A 22,854-nucleotide genomic window follows, 5' to 3' on the forward strand; every position below is an offset into this window, starting at 1 on the left:
CCGAGTCCGGGAGTGTGACGTGTCAGAGCCCGACGAGCCCAGCGTCGCCATGAGCACCACGATGCTGCTCATCGGCGCAGGCCGGCTGGCTCAACGCCGATTCGAGGCGGCGTTGGCCCGAGAAGGGTTGACCCTGCGGCACATCGGAGCACTCGGGCATCTTTCGCGGTCGCCCGAACTGTCGTACAGCGACTTGGCGCGTCGAGCGCGCATCACCCCGCAGAGCATGCATGCCACGATGGCGCAGCTGGTGGCGCTGGGCGCGGTGACGACCGAAGCGCGGGGGCGCGCGTCGTACCCACGGTTGACAGAACGCGGACGCGAGTTGTTGGCGTTCGCCGCCGAGGCGGCCGCGGCGTGTGATGAGGCCCTCGGTGTCGATGCCGAGGTGCGCTCGCAACTGGCGCGGCTTGCGCAGCAGGCCCTGTCGGAGGGTTAGTCGTCGAGGGCGCGGCCGACGATCAGCGGGTCCGGTTCGCCGACGACGTCGGGGTCTTTGTCGTCGTAGTCGTACTTCGAGAGCAGGAAGCGCATCGCGTTGGTCCGTCCGCGCTTCTTGTCGTTGGTGTTGACGACGATCCACGGTGCGTGGTCGGTGTCGGTCGCGACGAACATCTGCTCCTTGGCGTGGGTGTAGTCATCCCACCGCCGCGCGGCCTCGATGTCCATGTCGGAGAACTTCCAGTGCCGCAAGGGGTCGATGAGCCGGATCGCGAAGCGGGTGCGCTGCTCGGCCGGTGACACCGAGAACCAGAACTTGGTGAGGTGCAGGCCGTCGTTGACGAGCATCTTCTCGAATACGGGCGCCTGACGGATGAACTCGGCTTGCTGCTCTTCGGTGGCGAAGCCCATCACCTTCTCGACGCCGGCGCGGTTGTACCAGGACCGGTCGAACAGCACGATCTCACCGGCGGTGGGCAGGTGCGCGACGTAGCGCTGGAAGTACCACTGGGACCTCTCCTGCTCGGTGGGCTTCTCGAGCGCGACCGTTCGGGCGTGGCGGGGGTCGAGGTGCTCCATGAAGCGCTGGATGGTGCCGCCCTTGCCCGCGGCGTCGCGGCCCTCGAAGAGGATGACGTGGCGGGCACCGGTGCGTTTGCTCCACCGCTGCAGCTTGAGGAGCTCGATCTGCAGCTTGCGCTTCAGCGACTCGTATTCCTCGCGCGGCATGCGCTCGTCGTAGGGGTAGCGCTCGCGCCACGTCTCGATGGGGTTGCCGGCGCGGTCGAGCAGGACGGGGTCGTCGTCATCGTCGTCTAGGACGGTGAACCCGTGGTCGGTGGTCGAGAGGGTCTCGAGGTCGATCTGTGTCACGTCGCGGGGGTGAGCCGGATGGCGGCGATGCCTTGTTCAGCAGCGGAGACGAATTCGTCCTTCGACGGGACGGTGTTGTCCCGGAACTTGAGGCCCATGGTCTGCTGCGCCTTCTTGGCGCCGTAGGACGTCGCGACCCGGTGCACGATGTCGGCGACGGCCTCGGGGTCGTTGATGAGCTGCCCGTGCATGTGTGTGGTGCGGCCGTTGTGGAGGACGTCGGCGGGGGCGCCGTCGCGAAAGTTGTGCTTCCAGCCCGCCTCGAGGATGACGTAGAGGTCTCCGTCGAGGTGGTGGGCACTGACGGGGACGGAGTAGCGGCGGCCGGTCTTGCGGCCGGTGAAGCTGACGACCATGAACTGCTTGAGCGCGGAGCCCAGCGGCGTCCGCAGGGCGAACCGCAGCGCGGGGTTGACGACCTTGAGCAGCGCCTGCGGAGGGTGAGCGGCATCGATGTTTCCGGCCATGGGTTCCACGGTAGCGGGTTGGCGCTGCCGTTGAACTCAAAGCAGCCCGAGCAGCTCCAGGTCGGTGAGGTACTTGACGATCGCCGGCGCCGACAGGTGCGGGATGTCCTTGTCCGGCCCGATCTTGGCGTCCTGCACCGCGGCGCGGAAGTGATCGGCCGGCGCCAGTGAGCCGTTGATCGGGTGTCCGGGCTTCTGGTAGTTGTGGATGAGCGGCAGCAGCGATGCCTGGCGTTGCCTCTCCGGAAGCGCCCGCAGCGCCGTGTCGAAGCGATCCAGCCACGCCGCATATCCGGGCACCCGTGCGATCGGATAGCCGGCTTCGATCAGCCAGTCGACGAAGGTGTCCAGGCTGATGGCGTCGTCGTGGGGATTCATCACGTGGTAGGTTTCGAAACCCTCTTGTGCCGCCGCGCCGATCGTCGAGATGGCGTCGGCGATGAATTCGACTGGCAGACCGTCGAAGTGCGCACGTTGGCGGCTCCCGCCCGCGTCCAGCTCGTAGAACGAGTTCGGCGCGATGCCGGTTGCGGCCACGCTCAGCATCAGGCGGGTGAACATGTCCGGGACGTTGAGCTGCCCGGCGTAGCTGGTGTCGGCCATGATCATGTCGCAGCGGAACACCGCCACGGGCAGGCCGGCCAGGTCGTGTGCCTCGCGCAGCAGCACTTCGCCGGCCCACTTGCTGTTGCCGTAGCCGTTGGCGTAGCTATCGTCGATCGCGCGGGTGGGGCTCATCTGCCGGATGTCGGCGTTCTCGACGAAGCGGCCCGGTGCGATCCCGTCGGCCACACCGACCGTCGAGACGTAGACGAACGGCTTGATCCGGGTGGTCAGGGCGATGCGGATGAGCTCCGCGGTGCCGACGGCGTTCGGCCCGAACAGCTGGCTGTAGGGCAGTACGTGGTTCACCAGCGCTGCCGGGTCGACGATCAGGTCGACGGTGTCGGCCAATCGCTGCCAGGTCGCCTGCGCCAGGCCGAGATTCGCCTCGCCCTTGTCGCCCGCGAGCACCTCGAGGTGATCGGCGGCGAGTTCCCGGTAGTGGGTGAGCAGCTTCGGATCTCCGCTGTCGAACGTCGCGTCGAGGCGGGCCCGTGCGGCGTCGTCGTCCTTCGCGCGGACCAGCGCGATGACCTTGCCGCCGACCAGATTCATCCGCTCCAGCCACTGCAGGGCGAGATACCGGCCGAGGAACCCGGTGGCGCCGGTCAGCAGCACGGTGCGGACCTCGCCGCTCGGCGCGGGCAGCGACGGCGCGGCCGCCAGGGTGGCCTCGTCGAGGAACTTGTCCAGCGTGAGGTCTTTCGCGTGGACCTCGGTGGCGTCACGGCCGTGGACCGCGTCGTAGGTGGGTCGCTTGGAGCCGCCGGTGCGTTGCACCTCGATGTAGGCGGCGATGGCCGCGAGGTCGCTGGCCGGGCTGACGATCACGCCGACCGGCACGTCGACGCCGAAGATGTCGTTCAGCAGGTTGGCGAAGGTCAACGCTGACAACGAATCCCCACCGAGATCGGTGAACGCGGTGTCGGGTGCGGCGTCGGCGGTCCCGAGGAGCGCTTCCACGGCGCGGGTGACGGTCTGCAGGGCGGGGGCGTCGGCGCCATGCTGGCGGAGGTCACGCAGCACGTCGGCCTGTCCCTCGGCGAGGTCGGTGTAGAGCTGTTCGAGTGCCGGGCCGTAGTGCTCCTTGAGCTGTGGGCGGGCCAGTTTGCGGATGCCGGTGAGCAGGCCGTTGTCGAGGGTGAACGGGCGAGTCTCGACCAGGAAGTCGCGCGGGATCTCGTAGGACTGCAGGCCCACCTCGCGGGCGACGCTCTGCAACGCGTCGCTGAGCACCTTCTTGACCGCGGTGACATCACCACCGACGCCGGCCAGAGCGTCGTCCGTGGGCACGATGACGGCCAGCACGTAGGAGCGAGCACTGTTGCCGTACACGAAGATCTGGCGGATCGCGGGGTGTCCGCCGTAGGCGGCTTCCAGCTTCGACACCGTGACGAACTCACCCTGCGAGAGTTTGAGGACGTTGTTGCGGCGATCGACGTAGACCAGGTGGTCAGGTCCGGTCTCGGCCATCACATCGCCGGTGTGGTACCAGCCGTCGGCGTCGAACAGTTCGGCGGTGACGTCGGGCCGCTTGTAGTACCCAGGGATGAGATCGGTTGTCTTGAGGTACAACTCGCCGCGCGGATACGGTCGGTCGGTGGCGAAGTAGCCCAGGTCCGGTACGTCGACCAGCTTGTAGTCGAGGGCCGGTGGGCGCCGGATGTAGCCGTCGATGAGCGCGACGCCGGCCTCGGTGGAGCCGTACCCGTCGACGATGTGGGCGTCGATGAAATCCTCGGACCATGCGCGCAGTTCCGGTGACGTGGGGGCCGAACCCGTCATCGCCGCGAATTGCCTTCCGCCGAGCAGGCTCTCGCGTTGCTCGGCCATCACCTGGTGCTCGACCTCGTCACGGCTCAGGTCACCGGGGCCGCTCGCCATCCGCTTCTCGACTTCGCTCTGCACCTCCTGGAACAACATCTCCCAGATACGGGGGACGAAGTCGAGCCGGGTCGGGCGCGCGAGGGCGAGATCGTCCAGCAGCGTTGACAGGTCGCTGCGTGCGGCGAAGTAGACGGTGCCGCCGGCTCCGAGGGTGGAGTACAGGATGACGCGGCCCATCACGTGGCTCAGCGGCATGAAGTTCACGCTGATCGCAGGCAGCTTGTCGTCGACGTCCCAGTCCGGGCTGAACCAGCGACGCCAGCAGTTGGCCACCAGGTAGTCGGTGTACATCGCGCCCTTCGGGGCTCCGGTGCTCCCCGAGGTGTAGATCAGCAGCCGCAGGTCGTCGGGGTTTGCCCTGCTGATCTCCGGTGCGTGGGCGTCATTCGCGCCCTGGGCGATGACGTCCTCGAGGGTTTCGACGGTGAGGTGCTGTTCGCGCAGGCGGGCGGCGGCGTCGTCGAGGGCGTCACGGTGGTCGTCGATCTGCGGGCGGTAGTCGAAGACGATGAACCGCTGCGGCGCGTGTGCGGTGAGTGCGAGTTCGACTGCGTCGCTCAGGTAATCGACGCTGGTGAGGATCGCCACGGGCTCGGACTCGACCATGATCGGGTGCAGTTGCGTGAGCGGTGCGCTGGTCTGCAGCGGCACTGCGACGGCTCCGGTCAGGGACACGGCCATGTCGACGATGGCGTAGTCGGCGCTGGTGAACCCCAGCGTCGCAACCCGGTCGCCGGGCTGGACGGGATTGCGGGACAGGGCGTGAGCGAGCGCCTGCACCCGCGACCAGGTCTCGCGGTAGGTCAGGGTCTCGAAGCGGGGCTGCAGTTCGGCGACGGTGCGGCCGGATTCGTCGGTGACGAACTCGACGACGCGCTGGCCCAGAGCGGGCCGGTCGGCGTAGCCCGTCGTGACAGTGCGAATAACGTCGCTGAGGAGTATGCCGGGCTGGTAGATGGCGTCGGTGATAGCTGGATCAGGTTGGGCGGCAATGAGTTGCGCGTCACTTGAGGTCAACTGGGCGAAGCGGTGCAGGAGCCGCGCTTCGCGCTCGGTGGCTGGTGTTGACATGGGAGTCTCCCGTAGTCGATCTGTGCGACGGAGCCGTGCGGCTGTCACTAGGAGCAACGGGCGTGTGGAGCGGATGTAGTCCTGGGAATGTGCTGTGGGACCACTGTTTTACGGCTGTACGCAGGCAGAATGCGCTGTTCAGCGGAAGCCGTGGTGATCAGTCGGTGAGCGACATCACGGCGTCGTCAGCGGCGTAGCGGCGCCGCGGCTTCGAACGTGGCGGCTCTACCGGCCGATTGCCATTCGAGCCAGCGTTCCCACCGTCGGAGGTTGGCGAGCTGCCAACGGCGGTCTACTTGCGGGCTGAGGCGCCGGGTGAGTTCGAGGGCCGCGATGAGCGGGGCCTTCGCGAGGAGAAGCGCGATGCCGGGCAGGGCCGACGGCAGGCGGTAGCGGCGACGGTTCCACGGCAGCATGTAGAGACCGAGGTAACCCGCCTGTACCCGGTAGTGGTACTCGGCTCTGATTCTGGCGAGGCCTTTGTGCGCCGGGGTCGGCTCGAACGCGGGAACGAAGGATTCGACGAGTTCGGTGCCGCTGCGCGCACTGTCGTAGCTGCGGGCGGAGTCGGCCAGGAACAGGATGCGCCAGGCGTCGGCGACGGTTTCGGGGAAGTACCCGTCGCACCGGACGCCGACGAGGTGGCCGCAGTAGCGGTTGAAGTGCAGGACGGCGCGCATCTCCTGCGGTGAGGTGAGGTGCCCGAGCGCGAACAGGCCGAGGGCGGGGGCGACGCTGCCGCCGAGCAGGGTGAGCAGCATGGCGGACTGGCTGATCGGCAGACCCCAGCGGGTGGCATCCCATTCGGGGTGGTGTCTGACGCGGTCGCGGACGCTCACGTGCATGATGCGCACGTGCAGAGAGATGTTGCGGGCGGGGGAGTTCGGAGTGAGCAGGGCGCCGGGGCGGCAGACCTCGATCCACCACTTCGACGTTTCGAGGTAGCGGTGTAGCGCCCGGTCGCCGGCGTAGCCACCGCTCAGGCTCAGGGGGACGGCGAGCCAGCCCTCGGTGTAGGTGTCGTTGGTGCCGGCGTTACCGAGGGCGCCGAGCGCGTAGGCCCAGCGGCGCCAGACGGCTGCGCCCTGTTCGAGGAGGTCGGGGTCGAGCCAACCGGGGAGCTGTTCGAACTCCGCAAAGAGCTCGCGCATGGAGTCGGGTGCGTCGTCGATGGTGTCGATGCCGTGTTGTTGCGCCTGCTCGACGAGGTCGCGGGCCTTCCGGGCGCCGAGGTCACCGTGGTAGGTCTCGGCGACGAAGCGTTCGGCGGTGGGGTCGCCTTCGCTGAGGCCGTCGATGAACCTCTGGGCGACGGTGTCGTCGGGGAGGAGGTCGATGCCGAGCTTGCGTGCGGTGTTCGAGAGCCGGGTGCGGCGGCCGGTGGGCGGGTAGCGGAACGCGGTCGGCATGGGTCTGTCTTAGCGCACTGGGCACCGAAATTAGCGGAGTTGGGGGTGTCCGCGGTGCCGCAGAATCGAAAGATCATGGACGAGGGTGCGGGAGGTAGCGATGCTGGTCGACCCGGAGATTCTGCGCGCATTTGCCGGTCAGGTGGATATCGCGGCGGCGGATATCGGCGCGGTCGACGTGGGCGGCAAGACTTCTTCCGCGGGCGATGCGCTGCCTGGCTCGACGACGCAGTGGGCGGTAGGGGCGGTGGGGAAGCACTTCCAGCAGATGGCGACGCAGCTGGCGGAGAACGTGACGAAGATGGGCCAAGCGGTGCGCGGCGTGGGTGACACGTTCGAGGTGGCGGACGACGCGCTGGCAGGCCAGTTCGACGGGCTCTTCTGAACGATGTTGCCCTCGCGTCCCACGCTGAGGGGCTGGAATCCCGACGCGCTCGCCACGTCGACAGACGCAGTCGGTGCTGCGGCCGAATCAGTCGAGGGATCGGTGAAGGGGATCGACAGCGCGTGCGGTCGGATGCCGGAAACACAGGCCTGGGAGGGGCGCTCCCACGAGGCGGCGAGCGCGATGTTCGGGCGAGCGAACGCGGACGCCACGGAGCTGTCCGAGTACGCCCACGCCGTCGCTGCGGCATTGCGGACGGGAAGCTCGGCGATCGGAGGAGCCAGGTCGGCGCTTCTGAGCAAGGCTGACGCGGTCGACGCAGGGCCGCTGAGCGTGACCGATCAATGGGTGGTGCTGATCGATCCGGTGAAGATGTCGACTGAGGAATTCGCCGAGCTGGAGAAGCTCGCGGCAGCGGAGCAGAGCGCCATCAACAAACTGCTGACCGCGGTCGGAGACGCGGATGAGGACACAGCCAATGTCGTGACGGCAGCCGGCGGGCGATTCGGGTTCGTCGAAGCCAAGCCCTCGGGGGATCCTTCGCGATTCCTACGGCGCCGCAGAGGCCGCCCGACCAAGTCCCAAACCCTCGGGACCCGATGGGGATACTCGATCAGCAGGCCCTGCGGAATGGCGATATGGCGGTCACGGTTCGTGAAGTCGTCGAATCGGAGAATTCGCACGGCGAAGAGGTCACCACCGTCTACATGCAAGACGGCAGTAAGCAGGTGATCACCAAGAAGGATCCCTTCGACTGGCCGAGTCGACAGGACTTCATCACCGTCGAGCAGTTCGACAAGGACGGCGAGGAGACCTCGCAATCGAGCTCCTGGCACGACCTCGGAAACGATTGCGATTACACGTCGGTCACGTGGCCCGACGGATCGAACTTCACGATGTCCATGGATCCGACGGGCATCGCACCGCTGGCTTTACGACGGCGGGAGGTCGACATCAAGCGGTGCCGGTTCAATTGATCGACAACATGTCGCTCGGGGCGGGCACGGCTCTGTCACGCCTCGAGAAGCACGTGGTCAACGGCGGCAGCTTGCCTATGCTCACCGCGGAGTCCGTCGATGACATCGGTAAGGCCGCGAAGTTCGGTGGCCCGGCGCGGGGGTGGCGACGACGGTGTTCGACATGGTGATGGCTGAGTCGGGCCGGGATGCCTGCATCGCGGCGTTCGGTGGAATCGGTGGAGCTGGTGGCGGATGGGCCGGTGCTGAAGTCGGTGCCATGGCTGGTGCCGCGACGGGTCCCTTAGCGTGGTTCATGGTTCCCGTGCTGGCCGCGGGTGGTGCGGCGGGCGGCGGATACGGGATGGGAGAGCTCGGCAAGGTGATGGGGGACGTGGTTTGCCCGTATTGAGGCTTCCTGAACCAGCCGGTTGGCAGGCCAGTAGGCGTCGGCTGACATGGATCACCGTTGCGTCGTTGACATCCTTCTCGCCGGGAGTGATTTACGGGGTGCGATCGCTGCTACGCGGGCATTACCTCACGGTCCTCGCAATGTTCTGCCTGGTCGCCTGCCTGGTCCTAGTGCTAGTAGCGTTGCATCTGGTACAGAGCGGTCGCACGACCCTACGTGCAATCTACGACCGCAATGGGACCGAACTCCTCCCCGACAGACGGTTCGGTGTGCTCGTCATATGTGGGGCCGTTACGGCTGTTCCGGCGTTCCTAGCGTTGGCGATCTTCGTCCCGAGAGGAGGCATCGACATTCCCATGTCTCAAGGCATGCAGATGCTCTCGCCGTGGCTCGGTTGGTTCGGAGCGTCTATCGCGGTACTCGGGCTGATCACCGTGTGGCGGGGCGGCATCGGGTATGTCGGACTCACACCGGACGAAATCGACATCGTAAACGCAGCATTCACGGAGTCCGTCCAATGGGATGACATCGCTGATGTCACGGACAGCACTGAGACGAAGAAGACGCGCAGAGCCGTCGTCCTCTGCCTTCGAGACGGCAGCGAGAAGATCATCGACGGCGCGGACTTCTATGTGCCGAAGGGGACTGCCCTTTATTGGATGGTGCGGCACTACTGGCGCCATGCTGATGATCGCGCCGAGCTCTGTGACGGATCTGCCTTGAAGCGGCTTCGCGAGCAGCGGTTCGAGACGGTGTGAGCAGCAAGGGCTGCAATCCACGCTTCCCGCGGTTCGGTCAGCCCGCCGGAATGACACAATCCCGGCAATTTGACCGGTCCGAACCGGGCGCACTCCGGCAGACGATCACCAGTGACGAGGATCGTCGCCGCAAGGAGGAACAATGCAACGGGCCGTCAAGTACCTACTCGCTTGGTTCGCCGTCTACCTGCTCGCGACCGGGACATGGCAGCAGCTCTCCCCGCGCTCGTTCTACGACCACTTCCCCGGATTCGGGCTGCACTGGGTGGACATCGACGGGCCGTACAACGAACACCTGCTGCGCGACGTCGGCCAGGGCAACATCGCGATGGGCCTGGTGGCGCTGACCGCCCTGCTGATCGGCGGCGTGTGGTTGGCCAGGGTCACCGGGATGGCCGTCATGGTGGCGAACGTCCCGCACCAGATCTATCACCAGACGCACGTCGACATCCTGCCCACCGTCAGCGAACAGGTGCTGCAGACGCTCACGCTGTCGATCGTGTCCGTCACCGCAATCGCTTTGACCGTGTTGGCCTTCCGGTCGCCGGTCTCGCCGCCGGTCGAGGCTCCGGCCGTCAGCCACGCAGGCAGGAGCTGACGGTGAGCGCCGCCGACATCCTCGACTGGGTGTGGCAACGCCACCACAACGTGTTGAGCTGGTACATCCGTCCGCTGTTCATGTTGCCGCTGGCGTGGTTCGCCTACCGGCGCAGCGGGGCGGGCATCGTCGCGACCCTGGTCGCGCTGGCCACCAGCATGTTCTGGTTCCCCGCGCCGGACACCCCCGACGCCCGGGTGGAGGAATTCCTCGCCTTCGAGCGGGACTGGCTGACCGGACCGTGGACCGTCGCCAAGGTGGCATGGACGTTGCTTGTTCCGGCGTCCCTGACCGCGTACTGCCTCGTGTTCTGGAAGCGCTCCCTGCTGTGGGGCGTCATCCTGTTGAATCTGATGGCCATCGGCAAGCTGTTCTGGGGCGTCACCGCCGGCGCGGGCACCGGATGGGCGATGACGGCTCCCGCTCTGATCGGCTTGTTCGTATGCGACGCCGGTCTGGTTGCAACGCTGCAGATTCGGCGACGGTCACGGAAGGCGACGGCAGCACTGTGAACACCATCGAGAAGAACCGCGGCGCCGCCGTGCTGACCTACTTCGACGACGCCGGCGCTGGCCCACTGGATGGCCGACGCGAAGCTCACGGCGGACACGGCGTCCACCTCCGGCTTGGAGGACAAGGCGGCGGCGCACTGCGAGAGTGGGACGGGGCGCACGGTCGGCAGGATAGCGATCACGGTGTCGTGACGTCGGCGAGGACCCGTGCGAGTTCGGTGCGGGACGTGACACCGAGTTTGGTGAAGACGTTGCGCAAGTGGAAGTCAATGGTTCGTCGCGACAGGAACAGCTTGGCGGCGACGTCGGCGTTGGTCAGCCCCTGCGCGACGAAGCCGGCCACCTGTGTCTCCTGCGGTGTCAACTTTTGTGACGCAGTGTCGTCGCGCTTGCGTACGCTCTGGCCGCAGGCGCGCAGTTCGACCTGTGCCCGCTCACTCCAGGGGTCGGCTCCGAGCGCGTCGAAGGTGTCGAACGCTGCCTGCAGGTGTTCTCGGGCGGCTGTGCGGCGCCGGGTCCTTCGCAGCGACGCGCCGTACTCCAGCTGTGTGCGGGCCCGCTCGAACGGACGGTTGGCCGAGCGGTGATGCTCAAGCGCCGCGTCGAAATACCCTTGTGCGTCGGGCATGTCGGCGAGCAGTGCGCGTCCGTGCGCGAGTCGGGCGAGCGCCCACGGCTGCTCGGAGGCCGTCGCGTAGTCGTCGAGCTCGGTGATCCACCGTTGCGCGGTGTCGGGTTCGTCTGCGCGGGCGGCGCTTTCGATTCGGTCGAGGGTCGAGAACACGATGACCACGGGGTGGCGGATGTCGCGGAGCCGTTCGAATGCGGAGCGAGGTCGTTCGCGCGCGAGCTCCGTGACGCCGAGCGCCCAGCGAACCCAGTCCTCGACGAAGCTCATCGGCCGGCTCGCGGCCAGGGCGAGCACCCGCTCGGCGTAGGCCTGACACTGCTCGACGTGGCCGCGTACCGCCGCGTGTAGGGCCAGGCACGCCAGTCCGTGCCCGGCGATGGTTGGTTGGCCGATCGCGTCGGCGAGGCCCACGGCTTCAGTGGCCGCGGCCTCGCCGGCGGCCCAGCGCCCCGCCAGAATGTCGGCCAATCCGGCTCGCGCGCCCGCGACCGGGATGAGTCCGATCTCTCCTGCGACGCGCGCGAGTTCGACTGCAAGGCTGCTGAAGTGGTGCGCGGCCTCGTCGTCACCGACGTAGAGGCCGGCCCGCCCGGCGACCATGAGCAGCGGGGGTTCGGTGAAGTCAGCTGCGGCGGCGATCGCGCGGCGCAGCGGTGCCACCGCGCCGGCTGGCCGGCCCGCGAAGTGGTCGGCGGTGCCGGTCAGGATGTCGACGAAGAACCGTTCGCGGGCGGTGTCGCCGGAGCGCAGTTCCGACGCGAGGGAGCCCACAGACACGAGGGCGTCGACGTCTGTGGCGTTTGATGCCGCCTCCGCCGCGAACAGCAACAACTGCAGGGCGCCGACCGGGTCGGTGGCGGCCAGGCCTTCGGCGGCGTCGCGGACGATGCGGTAAGCGCTTGTCGACATCCCTGCTGCCAATTGCGCCATGCCGCGCAGGTATTCAGTCGTGCTGCGCACGGCCGGTGTGGTGGGGACCGCGGCGGCGCGGTCGAGAAGGCGGGCGGCACGGTCGTGTTGGTTGGCGCGCCAGGCCCGTTCGGCGGCCTGGGACAGACGCTGCGCGCGCTGGTCGGCGTCCGGAGCGAGTTCGGCGGACCGCTCGAGTGCGGAGGCGGCCGCGGCAAACGCGCCGCGTCGGTCCGCTCGCGACGCGGCATCTTCGAGGGCGTCGGCGATGTCGGCGTCGGGCCCCGCCGCTGCCGCGGCCAGGTGCCAGGCCCGCCGGTCAGGTTCCGAACCCTCGTTGAGTGCGTCGGCCAGCGCCCGGTGCGCGGCTTGCCGGTCGCTGAACGTGGCGCCCTGGTAGATGGCTGAGCGCAGCAGCGGATGCCGGAAGTTCACACCGCCGTCGGCGACGCGCAGGATGTCGCTGCGTTCGGCGGCACCCAGCGCGGTGTCGTCGACGCCGAGGCGACGGGCGGCGGCCAGGACGGTGGCCAACCGGCCGGTGTCGTCGGCGGCGGCGGCGAGCAGCATCCGCTGCGTGTCGGGCGGCAGGCGCCGAACCTGTTGCAGGAACGTACTTTCGATCTGTGCGGTGACGGGCAGCGGTGCGGGAAGTGGTTGGCGTCCGGTGAGCTGGTCGAGGCTCAGCGCGCGGGCCAGCTCGACCAAGGCGAGCGGGTTGCCGCCTGCGGCGGTTGCGAGGCGTACGCAGACGTCGGGATGAACGCCGCTGCCGACCTCGGCGCGCAGCAATTGGGTCGCCGCCGACAGGCCCAGCGGCGTCAGGTGCAGCGTCGGCAGGTCGTCGAGCTGCAGGTGATTCGTGGCACCGTCGCGGGCGGCGAGCACCATGGCCGCCCGTTCGGCGTCGAGGCGGCGGGCCGTGAATGTCAGCGCGTCGGCGGAGGCGGTGTCGAGCCAGTGAGTGTCGTCGATGGCGCAGAGCACGGGCCGCTCGTCGGCGAGTTCAGCGATCAGGTTGAGGACGGCCAGAGACAGGACGAAGCGGTCGTCGGCGCGCCCGGACTGTATGCCGAACGCGGTACGTAGAGCGTCCGCCTGGGGCTGCGGTAAGCGGTCGATGTGGTGGAGCGCGGGGCGCAGCAGCCGGTGCAAGGCGGCGAACGGCAGGTCGGTTTCGGCTTCGACGCCGCGGGTGCGCAGCACCGTCATGTCGGTGGCGGCGGCGACTGTCACACTCAACAATGCGGACTTGCCGACTCCGGCCTCGCCGCGCAGGACGACGACGCGCCCATGTCCGGCCTGGGCGTCCGAAAGGGCAGCCGTCAGGTAGTGGAGTTCCTGTTCGCGGCCGGCCAGCACGCTTCAGATGGTAAGTGCTTTCCGCAGTCTGCCGAGCCCAACGGTGGCGTCGGAGACGCGGGGTCGCCAGTCGGTGGCGGCGGTGAATCGGCGGTTGGAGACGCGCTGGCTGCGGAGGAGGAAGCTCATCCGCCCGCCGAGCCCAGCGCGGATCAGCGGCGCGGGCGGGCGCCGGATGGCGGCGACGCTGGGCAGAACGTGACGAAGATGGGGACAGCGTGCGCGGCGCGGGTGACACGTTCGAGGTGGCCGACGAGTCGCTGGCGGGCTAGTTCGACGGGCTCTTCTGAACGATGCTGCCGTCACGTCCCACCCTGAAGGGTTGGAATCCCGACGCGCTCGCCACGTCGGCAGACGCAGTCGGAGCTGCAGCCGAATCGGTCGAGGGTTCGGTGAAGGGGATCGGCAGCGCGTGCGGTCGGATGCCGGAAACCCGGGCCTGGGAGGGGCGTTCCCATGAGTCGGCGAGCGCCATGTTCGGGCGAGCGAACGGAGATGCCACGAAGCTGTCCGAGTATGCCCATGCTGTCGCATCGGCACTGCGGACGGGAAGCTCGGCGATCGGCGGAGCCAGGTCGTACTTCTGCGTAAGGCCGAGGCCATTGACGCAGGGCCGCTGAGCGTGACCGATCAGTGGGTGGTGTTGATCGATCCGGTGCGGATGTCGGCCGCCTTACAGAGCCGCTCATGAGAAACAAGTGTCGGGACAGAGAACGTTGCCCCATGTTAATCGTGACCACAGTGAAGGAAGGGCTAAGTGTGGCGTCGTCGGGGCGGGCACTGAGACCCTGGCTGTCGCCGTCGCGCCCGATGCTCGAGCACCCGTTGCGGTGACAGCCGGCGTTGGTTTCCTTCGCGAGACTTCAAGTGGCGCTGTTCTGGTCTTGGAGTGTCGAACCGAAGGTGACCAGATCTGATTCCGGACGATCTTGTAGGAGTTCCGGTTAAGATCCAGACATTTAACTCGTACTGGTGTCTTGAATCTGGACTCGCACGTCAGGGCGATATCCGGTCTGCAAAACGCTTCTGACCTTGATTGCCCTCCGCTGTCCTCGCGACATCCCCGCCGTTTGCAGTGGGCGCGATCAATGCCGGTAAGCCGACTGGCCATGTTTGTCGTAGACCTATGCAATCCTGAGCGGCTCTTGGTACAGAGGTGAACAAGGGGAAGTTGATGTACTCGTTGACGTCGGCCGCTGTGCGGACCTTGCGCCTGCGGGGGAGATGACGTGGCAGAGGTTCGGAAGGTTTCATCGCGAGAGTTGCTCGAAATTCGTGAGAAGGGGTGGCGACGGCGGGTCGACGTGGTGTCGCTTGCTGCGGAGACGCTCGACGACATCCCGCAACCCCACCGCGAGCAGGCGCTCAAAGTCCTCGGGCGGCTCTATTGTGAGACAGAACCGGGGCCGGCTCTGGATAGACTCCTCAGGCGCTATCCCGCGGTCCACGTTCTGTCGACAGCCGGTGTGGCTGCCGAACACTACGAACGGGCCACCTTCTGGCCGAAGCTTGTGGACATCCTTCGTATCCAACCTGATCTAAACTTTCAGAGATCCTGGGGCGAGGCATTTCTCGACAACTTGCGCACGCTTGGTCTTCCGACTTTCGAGGCGGATGACGACGCCGGAACAAGATTCGTGGGACGAATTCTTCTCCATTGCGGCATGCCCACCTATTGCCTCGACGACTTTTTCAGACTCGTGTCCTGGCAGCGTGGCCGAACTCCGGGTTTGACGCCGGAAGCATTCGTATCGTGGGCGGCTGCACGGGCTGCCGGGCCGGGCATCAGCAGCGTCGATATGCCTGTGCAACGTTTCGTCAGGTTTGGCGACGAGTTTGCGGTCGATGTTGCCGAGCGGTCCTTCGAACTGCTCGACGCATTGGCGGCTGGCAGCGACGGAAAAGATGTCCTCTTACCTGAGCGCTTCCTACACGTGGCGCGGGAACTCTACGACGGGCGGCAGATCGACCAGGTCGCTCACGGTGGAATCATGGGTTCGTCCTCCATCGATGATCGCCCACGACTCGTGCTGGACCCGTTCGGCCAGGGCGTCATCTTGCGATTGCCTCCGGTGGGAGACGCGCCAGACGGGCGCGCAGTCTGGGTGGTGACGCTGGGTGAAGAGGTGCGCCGCGTGGCCACCGAATCGCTGTGGCCGGGTTCCACGGAGCCCGCGCCGCAGACCGACGTCGCAATCACCAAGCCGGTGCGCAACGCGTCGGTTGCGCTCTCGGGACGCGACCATCTACAGCTCTCCATGATTGTGGTCGACGATCATGACCCACTGATGGTCTTCGGGGACGATGGTGAGTTCATTGCGTCAGGCCTGCCACTTCCAGGAACGCAGGCGTGGGTCCTGTTCCCAGGAGACCCTGACGCGCTCCACACGACTGGAGAACTTCGCGTCATCGCTGAAAGTCCCTTGCCACCTGGTTGGTCGGGATTCTGTCTGCTTCAGGTTGACCTTTCCAAGGTGACGGGCCTTTCCGTCGGTTCGAGCAAGCGGACAGTAAGGAAGTTCGACTCCGCGCGTATTGAGCTGCCTCGGCCGGTGCAGGGGATTCGTACGTCTACCGCGTTGCCCGTCTTCGCGGAGCTGCCCCGCATATCCATCCCGCAGAACTTGGAAGCGGCCGATTGGGACGTGACGTTGCAAGACGACAGCAGCGGACAGGTGATCGCCAGGCACCGCGTTTCGGAGGCCTCGGGAGCAAACGAGCTGTGGCACAGTGTCGTTCGGCCACTTGTGGGCAGTTTCACTATACGTGTGCGGGGGCCTTGGGGACGCGGGGCCTCTCGATCATTCACACTGGTCGAGGGTCTGGCGGCCACCTTCAGCCCAAGCTGGCGTCGGTTCGTGGCTGGCGGGCTGCGGCAGTGCTCGGCGAAAGTGCGAGCCGCCGACGGAATCGAATTATCTTGCTCTCAAATCGAATTCGACGAGCGAAAGCGTGAGCATGCGCTTCGCGTAGGAACACGCTCGTATTTTCGATCGATCGTTGTCACACCACCTCACATGACCGTCGCGTACCAAGCACCGGTCTTGACGCTCAGTCCGTCAGTCCGTCCGCTTACGCTTTTCTGTGAGGATGTGCAAGAGGCTCCGGGACACGTACTGCTCGATATCGGAGCCGGCGCGGAGCCCTCTCTGCACGTCATTGCGAACAAGCGCAGCGTCCAGACGCTCGCCGCGCGGAGCGGCCGCGCGGGTGTGTATCAATTCAATCTGGCGGAGATCGTCGACACGCTTCGCGACTTCCCCCAGGTTAGCCTAGCGCTCGACGAAGAAGGCGAACTCATTGTCGCGACGATGCGACCGCGGAAACTCTTTAGCGGGATCGTGCTCGACGGCCGCCACCTCACATTGAGGAACTGCGTCGCTGTGGAGGGTCTTTCGGCCTACTTGTTTCCCACTCGTGCGCCGTGGCGTGAGCCCACTTGTGTTCCGGTCGTGGATGGCCGGGTCCCTCTGCCCGACTGGCTGATCGAGGCAGGACCGATCCGAGTGATGGCGCGCATCGAGGATCCGTGGGTTCCGCTGCCGATTCCAGATTGGCCGTCACCCGGCACATCCAGGCTGGTTGAGGCGAATGGGTGGGTGACTAGTGGCGATTCAGAGGAAGTCGCCATCTCGAAGTTTCTCGCCGGAGACATGCCCGACCCCGTCGACGTCGTCGACTTCGCGCGACTATGGACGGTAAGGGCACGGCTCGGGTCGCTGGCCCTCGGAGACCGGTTTGCGGACATCGCGGAAGCGATCGAGACCGAGATCTACGGCAACCCCGCCGCTGCGTTGGCAGCCTTGACCGGTTCAGAGGCGCCCAGTGAAACGATCCCGTCCCTCATGATCCGATCCGGACTGGCCTGGGCCAATTTGGCCGAGGCGCATGAGTCCTCAGTCCTCCCCTGGACCCAGCGTGGAGCACTCCCCGCCGCCTTGCTTTCAGCAGCGGACTCTCTGTGGTCCGACGAAGAGATCGAAGTCGCAGTCGGTGTCTGCGGCGACGCAGTCATCGGTGTGCTTGATGGCGAAGATCCATATGCGGGCGCTGGTTGCATTGATGGCTCCGCGGAACTCCTCGATCAGAATCCAGCATTGCGAGACCAATTCATTCATGCTGCTCGACTCGTTCCGCAAGGGCTGCTTTCCGCAGACTCTCGCGTGCTCGCTGCCATGGATTTGGTTGCGAACCGTCGAGATTCACGCCTCGAGTGGCTTACGCGAAACGCGCGCAGTGTGTTTCGAGAAGGTGAGAGGCTGATCCGCATGATCGGTCATAGCGGAACTCAACGCGCGTTCGATGCTCGGCGGCATCACAGCAGAACTGACGGATGGCAGGTAATTCCTGCGATCTCGATGGCCCTGGCGCTAGCCGCGCGACACGCTGCGCGAGGACACGCGGAAGCCGAGAAGTGGATGCTCAGGGAGCAACGGGCATGGGCGGGCCTCGCTGAGGTCGCTCCTCAGCTAGTCACCATCGACTTGATCATCGCGGAGTTGACCGTCGGCACCAGATTGAAGCAGGAGAGTGGCCTACCGCAATGACCAACAGCATTGATGCCGTAGCGACGTCCGAGTCGATTAAAGCGACGTATCGCCGGTACCTTTCGTCGCTTCTGGCAGTTCGTGACACGAAGATCGATGCGGCGTTGCGGCACGCGATTGACAACACCGACATGTTGGACAAAGGGCCCTATCTCGAAGCTACACCGCCCTATGCGCCAGGGGCACCGCTGAGCACCCTTATCGACGAGGGTGTCCTGGCGCCGGGGTTCGCCAATCTCGCAAGCGACGCTCTTCCTCTCGACCGCCCCCTCTACGTCCACCAGGAGCAGGCGGTACGGAAAGTCGCCAACGGCCGAAACATCGTGGTCGCCACGGGAACCGGCTCAGGCAAAACCGAAGCCTTCCTCTTCCCGATCTTGGACGCGCTGCTACGCGAGCAGGAACGCGGGACTCTCGGCCCGGGCGTCCGTGCGTTGCTGCTGTACCCCATGAACGCATTGGCAAACGACCAGATGAAGAGGCTGCGCCAGCTGCTCGCCGACTATCCCGCCATCACATTCGGCCGATACACCGGTGAGACAGAGACTGATCCCTTGAAAGCGCGAGAGTTGTTCGCGGAATTAAATATTGGCGAGCCGATACTCGCAAACGAGATCCTGAGTCGTCAAGAAATGCGTGAACGCCCGCCGCACATTCTGTTGACGAACTACGCGATGCTCGAGTACCTCCTGCTGCGGCCACAGGACATGGACTTGTTTGCGACAGGCGAGCAGTCGAAATGGCGATTCATCGTAGTCGACGAAGCGCACGTGTACGACGGTACGCAAGGTGCTGAGATTGCGATGCTCTTGCGGCGGGTGCAGGACCGGGTTTCGCCTACGCACCCAATTCAATGCATCGCTACTTCTGCGACGGTCGGCGGCGACTCCGATCCGACCGCCGTTACCCGTTTCGCGTCCACCTTGTTCGGCCAACCTTTCGAGTGGTCACAACACAACCCGGATTGCCAGGACGTCGTGATGGCGCGCCGCGTTGCCGCACCTTCGGGTCCCTTCTGGGGACCGCTATCGGCATCGGACTACCAAGCGCTTGCAAACGATGCCGACCCCGGAGCCGCGGTGCTCGATGCAGCGCTTAAGGCGGGCTGGACAAAGGCAGCGGAAGCGACTGCAGCCACCGCGCTTTCGCATGAAAAGTCACTGTCCATCATGCGCGCGACGCTGGCGAAAGCGCCGCGACCGTTTACAGCGGTCGCTAGAGCGACTTTCGATGAAGCGGAAGACAGCGCCGCCGGCCTCGCCGCTATGGTGGACCTAGCAAGCTCCTTGCGAGAAGCTGACGGATCGACACCGCTCTCTGCTCGATACCACCTCTTCTTGCGTGCGACCGAAGGCGCATTCACGTGTTTGTCTCCGCGCGGGCCGCACGTCCACTTGGCCCGCCATGAAGTGTGTCCCGATTGCGATGCGCCCGTCTTTGAGATCGGCTCGTGCAAGCGATGTGGCGCAGTCCATGTCTACGGCACCCCAACGCCCGAGGGCGGTGTACTTCGACTGCGGCCGCGCAAGGCCGGGAGCAAGGGCGTCTGGCTCGTCCTGGGCGACCACGATGGCCTCGATGACGAGGATGAAACAGCTGTCGTCGATGACAACAGCGAGGTCTCGGGCGACGAGGCGAAGCTGTGTACGGGATGCGGTGTCCTTGCCCAGTCCAATGAGCAATCTTGCTCAGCCTGCGGCGCATCGGAACTGAGACCAGTTCGCAAGTTGAAGCAGCGAGGCGACGAGATCGCCGGTTGTCTTGTGTGTGGTGCACGTGGAGCGGCAACGGTCCGAGGGTTCGAGACGGGGCCCGATGCAAGTGGTGCGGTTATTACAACGGCGCTATATCAGAATCTGCCGATTGCAGATGACCCTCACGGCGCTTTGTCGCCGGGTGAGGGACGAAAGCTATTAGCCTTCAGCGATAGTCGGCAATCCGCCGCGTACTTTGCTCCCTATCTTGAGGATTCCTATGGTCGGCTTCAACGCCGCCGGCTGATCTCGCAGGGAATGCTGGCACTCCGTGCAGACGACGAGGAGGTGGCAGTAGACGACGTCGTGTTCAAGACGCGCGCGAAAGCCGCTGCTGTCAAGCATTTCCCGGGGCGCATGACGTCGCAACAGCAGACGCGCATTGTTGCTCCTTGGGTCATGGCCGAAGTGCTCGCCACCGACGACCGCCAGTCCCTGGAAGGACTCGGGCTTATCGGCGTGACGATGTATCGCGATCCTCGGTGGCGCGCCCCAATGCCACTGCTGCAGCTTGGGCTCGCCGAGGAAGAGGCGTGGGCGTTCCTTCAAGAGCTTGTGCGAACCCTCCGCCAACAGGGTGCGGTGACCATGCCAGAAGACGTGCCTCCTAACGATGAAATCTTCGCGCCCCGACTAGGGCCCATCCGTGTGCGGCGCGAGGGTCCGCAGGCAATTCGAAAGGTGTTGTCCTGGTTGCCGGGACGCGGGACCAATCGACGCGTCGACTACACCCGGCGTGTCCTCGCTGCCCTCGGCAAGGACGAAGATGCTGAAGCGCTCTTGCGTGGCATATGGGAATTCATTGTGCGGCCCGAAGCGCCCGTGGATTGGCTAGTCAGCTCGACCGAATCCGGGCTGGGGCAGGTGTACCAGATTGACCACCAGTGTCTGCGGTTGAGATGGATAAATGCAACAGGCCCCGCCTATCAGTGCGGGACCTGCCGACGAGTGACCTCATTCTCGGTCCGCAACGTCTGCCCGGCCCTTGGGTGCGACGGAGTTCTCGACGAGTTCGCGCCCCAAGAGGACGGCGACCGCGATCACTACCGGACGCTGTATCGCACCATGAATGCGGTACCCATGGCGGCGAAGGAACACACGGCGCAATGGATCAACACCGAGGCCGCCGCGATTCAGCACCAGTTCGTGCGAGGCGAGATCAACGCGCTCTCGTGCTCAACGACCTTTGAACTCGGTGTCGATGTCGGCGAACTGCAAGCTGTCATGCTCCGGAACATGCCGCCAAGTACGGCCAACTATCTGCAACGAGCTGGTCGGGCGGGCCGGCGGTCGGGCGCCGCGGCTCTGGTAGTTACCTACGCGATGCGACGGTCGCACGACCTCACAAGGTTCAACGAGCCCGAGGTGATGATCGCCGGACACGTTCGGGCACCTTACGTTCCGCTCACGAACGTACGGATCGATCGCCGACACGCGCAGTCCGTGGCCATGGCCGCATTTTTCCGGTGGGTTTTCGAATCGACGCGTCGCATTGACCGGAAGGCCGGTGAGTTCTTCCTGCGCCAGGACGGAAACGAACCTTCTGTCAGCCTTATTAGTGACTTTTTGACTCCGGTGCCCCCGGAGATCACTGAGGCGCTGGGTCGGATTCTGCCTCCTGCGGTCGGCGCGGAAATGGATCTGGCCGGAGGCTCCTGGGCCAAGTTACTCATTGAGCATGTTGACCTAGTCCGGAAAGAGCTCGAGAACCAAGTCGACACGATGAGCGAGTTGGAACAACGAGCGTCGAGTGAAGGCAAGCACGCGTTGGCTCAGCGTTACCAGCGCGTCGGGAAAACACTGCGGGAGCGTGATCTCCTTGGCTTTTTAGCGAATCGCAATATTCTGCCGAAGTATGGGTTCCCGGTCGATACGGTGGAGCTCCGTACTAACTTCGGGACCGGCAAGGCCAAGGGTGGTTTGCTCGACCTGAGCCGCGATCTGTCCCAGGCAATCTACGAGTACGCACCGGACGCGGAAATCGTTGCCGGGGGCAATCTCTGGACATCCCGCGGAATCTACCGCCTTCCGCATAAGGATCTCGTTGAGTACTACTACCACGTGTGTAAAAGGTGCGGTGGCTTCCGCTACGGCATTGAATCTGCTGACGAGAAGTGTCAGTACTGCGGAGAAGCCGCCCAGACCGCGGCGCGTCGATTGACCATTCCAGAGTTTGGTTTTGTGGCGGCCCCCGAGCCTGCCAAACCTGGCTCACGTCCCCCGCGCCGAACGTGGAGCGGTGATGTGCACGTGCTGGCTCAACCGCCTGAGGTGCGCTCGTACACGAAGCCGATGGGCGGAGGATCCTTGCTGGTGAAGGCCGGCCCGCGTGGCCAACTCATTGCTCTAGCCGACGGACCAAACAAGATGGGCTACTGGATCTGCGACTGGTGTGGATACGGGTCGCAGAGGCTGAGAAGCCCACAGAAGCCGCCGAAGCACAACCATCTTCTGAAGAACCTGCCGTGCAATGGGCCCCAGCGACTTCTCGATCTCGCTCATTCGTATGAGACCGACCTCCTCTCTGTCGATATCACTGTGTTCGGGGTGTATCCCACCCACGCGGCATGGTTGTCGACGATGTACGCGATCGTCGAGGCGGCGTCGGAGACGCTGGAAATCGCCCGCGAAGATATCGGCGGCTCACTGACGCCGTCGGGCGCAGACCGGTGGTCAATCACCTTGTTCGATGCCGTGCCGGGTGGTGCTGGACACGTGTTGCAGGTCGAGCAAAACCTTGAGCGCGTGTTGCGGGTCGCACTCCGCCGTGTCAGCGAATGTGAGTGCGGTCCGGAGACGTCGTGTTACGGATGCCTTCGCAGTTATCAGAACCAGCGCGATCACGACTCCCTGTCACGCGGAGCGGCGGAGCAAGTCCTTCGGCGGTTGGTTGACAACGAAGGCACGGTCAACGAGGCGGTCACCGGGCCGGTGATTCCTGACTCGCTGCCGCCGGAGTGGGCGCCGACCTATGCAAGTGCTGTCGGGGCCGAGCGGGAGCTAGTACTCGCGCTCGCCGAAGCCGGCGTTCCCCGGCCGGAGCTCGGGTTCGAAAGCCCCGGTGGCATTCCGATTTCATTCGCCTGGCCGGACCGTTCCCTCGCCTGCGATTTCGGCCTCGCTTCAACCGAACGTGCTGAGCTCGAATCCGAGGGCTGGACGGTTGTTGCGCTTAGCGAGCTGTCGGCTGCCCTAGCGCCAGCTGCAGGTCAGTCGTGACCTTTGAGCCCCGGTGTCGCCGTCTCGGCGAGTACGTCCTCCCCAGTCCGTTCACGCGGC

At 65.4% G+C, this 22,854-nt stretch carries 16 protein-coding genes; 11 read left to right on the forward strand and 5 right to left on the reverse strand.

Features of this window, described 5'->3' with window-relative positions:
• The first annotated feature begins 19 nt into the window (after positions 1–19).
• A complete protein-coding gene (locus I7X18_RS04545) occupies positions 20–439 on the forward strand; it encodes a MarR family winged helix-turn-helix transcriptional regulator (RefSeq protein WP_198730525.1) in 420 nt (139 codons plus the stop codon).
• On the opposite strand, the gene ppk2 is transcribed toward I7X18_RS04545, so the two are convergent.
• From ppk2 to I7X18_RS04565, 4 genes are all read right to left on the reverse strand, one after another.
• Positions 436–1,314: a polyphosphate kinase 2 gene (gene ppk2, locus I7X18_RS04550; RefSeq protein ID WP_193044347.1), complete on the reverse strand. Its 879-nt coding sequence runs from the start codon at positions 1,312–1,314 to the stop codon at positions 436–438. The genes I7X18_RS04545 and ppk2 overlap by 4 nt on opposite strands.
• A complete protein-coding gene (locus I7X18_RS04555) occupies positions 1,311–1,781 on the reverse strand; it encodes a hypothetical protein (protein ID WP_193044346.1) in 471 nt (156 codons plus the stop codon). Before I7X18_RS04555 ends, ppk2 begins: the two co-directional genes overlap by 4 nt.
• Positions 1,782–1,817: 36 nt before the next feature.
• Positions 1,818–5,342, reverse strand: a complete 3,525-nt coding sequence (gene car / locus I7X18_RS04560) for a carboxylic acid reductase (protein WP_193044345.1) — start codon at positions 5,340–5,342, stop codon at positions 1,818–1,820.
• A 185-nt stretch (positions 5,343–5,527) separates the two neighbouring features.
• The gene (locus tag I7X18_RS04565; protein ID WP_193044344.1) at positions 5,528–6,751 is read right to left on the reverse strand and encodes an oxygenase MpaB family protein; all 1,224 of its coding nucleotides are present in this window, start codon (positions 6,749–6,751) and stop codon (positions 5,528–5,530) included.
• 100 nt (positions 6,752–6,851) lie between these two features.
• Between I7X18_RS04565 and I7X18_RS04570 the strand changes: the two genes are divergently transcribed.
• From I7X18_RS04570 to I7X18_RS04590, 7 genes are all read left to right on the forward strand, one after another.
• A complete protein-coding gene (locus I7X18_RS04570) occupies positions 6,852–7,136 on the forward strand; it encodes a type VII secretion target (RefSeq protein WP_193044343.1) in 285 nt (94 codons plus the stop codon).
• Positions 7,137–7,139: 3 nt separating this feature from the next.
• Positions 7,140–7,868 carry a WXG100 family type VII secretion target gene (locus tag I7X18_RS30055; protein WP_404822726.1) on the forward strand — a complete coding sequence of 243 codons (729 nt, stop codon included), beginning with the start codon at positions 7,140–7,142 and terminating at the stop codon, positions 7,866–7,868.
• Complete coding sequence (locus tag I7X18_RS29465; RefSeq protein ID WP_226862927.1) at positions 7,775–8,113, forward strand: hypothetical protein; 339 nt, start codon at positions 7,775–7,777, stop codon at positions 8,111–8,113. Before I7X18_RS30055 ends, I7X18_RS29465 begins: the two co-directional genes overlap by 94 nt.
• Before the next feature lie 163 nt (positions 8,114–8,276).
• Positions 8,277–8,504: a hypothetical protein gene (locus I7X18_RS29470; protein WP_226862926.1), complete on the forward strand. Its 228-nt coding sequence runs from the start codon at positions 8,277–8,279 to the stop codon at positions 8,502–8,504.
• Positions 8,505–8,569: 65 nt separating this feature from the next.
• Entirely contained in the window at positions 8,570–9,262 is a 693-nt protein-coding gene (locus I7X18_RS04580) for a hypothetical protein (RefSeq protein WP_193044342.1), read from the forward strand.
• Between the two features lie 142 nt (positions 9,263–9,404).
• On the forward strand, positions 9,405–9,860 hold the full coding sequence (locus I7X18_RS04585; protein ID WP_193044341.1) for a hypothetical protein: 456 nt from the start codon (positions 9,405–9,407) through the stop codon (positions 9,858–9,860).
• A 2-nt stretch (positions 9,861–9,862) separates the two neighbouring features.
• On the forward strand, positions 9,863–10,372 hold the full coding sequence (locus I7X18_RS04590; RefSeq protein WP_193044340.1) for a hypothetical protein: 510 nt from the start codon (positions 9,863–9,865) through the stop codon (positions 10,370–10,372).
• A gap of 178 nt (positions 10,373–10,550) precedes the next feature.
• Here I7X18_RS04590 and I7X18_RS04595 read toward each other — a convergent pair whose 3' ends face one another.
• Entirely contained in the window at positions 10,551–13,274 is a 2,724-nt protein-coding gene (locus tag I7X18_RS04595) for an AAA family ATPase (protein WP_193044339.1), read from the reverse strand.
• Between the two features lie 293 nt (positions 13,275–13,567).
• Between I7X18_RS04595 and I7X18_RS30060 the strand changes: the two genes are divergently transcribed.
• The 3 genes from I7X18_RS30060 to I7X18_RS04605 all read left to right on the forward strand — a co-directional run bounded on the left by I7X18_RS30060 (position 13,568) and on the right by I7X18_RS04605 (position 22,794).
• Positions 13,568–13,894, forward strand: coding sequence for a WXG100 family type VII secretion target (locus tag I7X18_RS30060; protein WP_404822724.1), 327 nt, complete (start codon positions 13,568–13,570; stop codon positions 13,892–13,894).
• 609 nt (positions 13,895–14,503) lie between these two features.
• Positions 14,504–17,821 carry a hypothetical protein gene (locus I7X18_RS04600; protein WP_226862925.1) on the forward strand — a complete coding sequence of 1,106 codons (3,318 nt, stop codon included), beginning with the start codon at positions 14,504–14,506 and terminating at the stop codon, positions 17,819–17,821.
• Positions 17,818–22,794, forward strand: coding sequence for a DEAD/DEAH box helicase family protein (locus tag I7X18_RS04605; protein ID WP_193044338.1), 4,977 nt, complete (start codon positions 17,818–17,820; stop codon positions 22,792–22,794). Before I7X18_RS04600 ends, I7X18_RS04605 begins: the two co-directional genes overlap by 4 nt.
• The last annotated feature ends 60 nt before the right edge of the window (positions 22,795–22,854 follow it).

Source organism: Mycolicibacterium baixiangningiae (assembly GCF_016313185.1).
Classification (GTDB): Bacteria; Actinomycetota; Actinomycetes; order Mycobacteriales; family Mycobacteriaceae; genus Mycobacterium; species Mycobacterium baixiangningiae.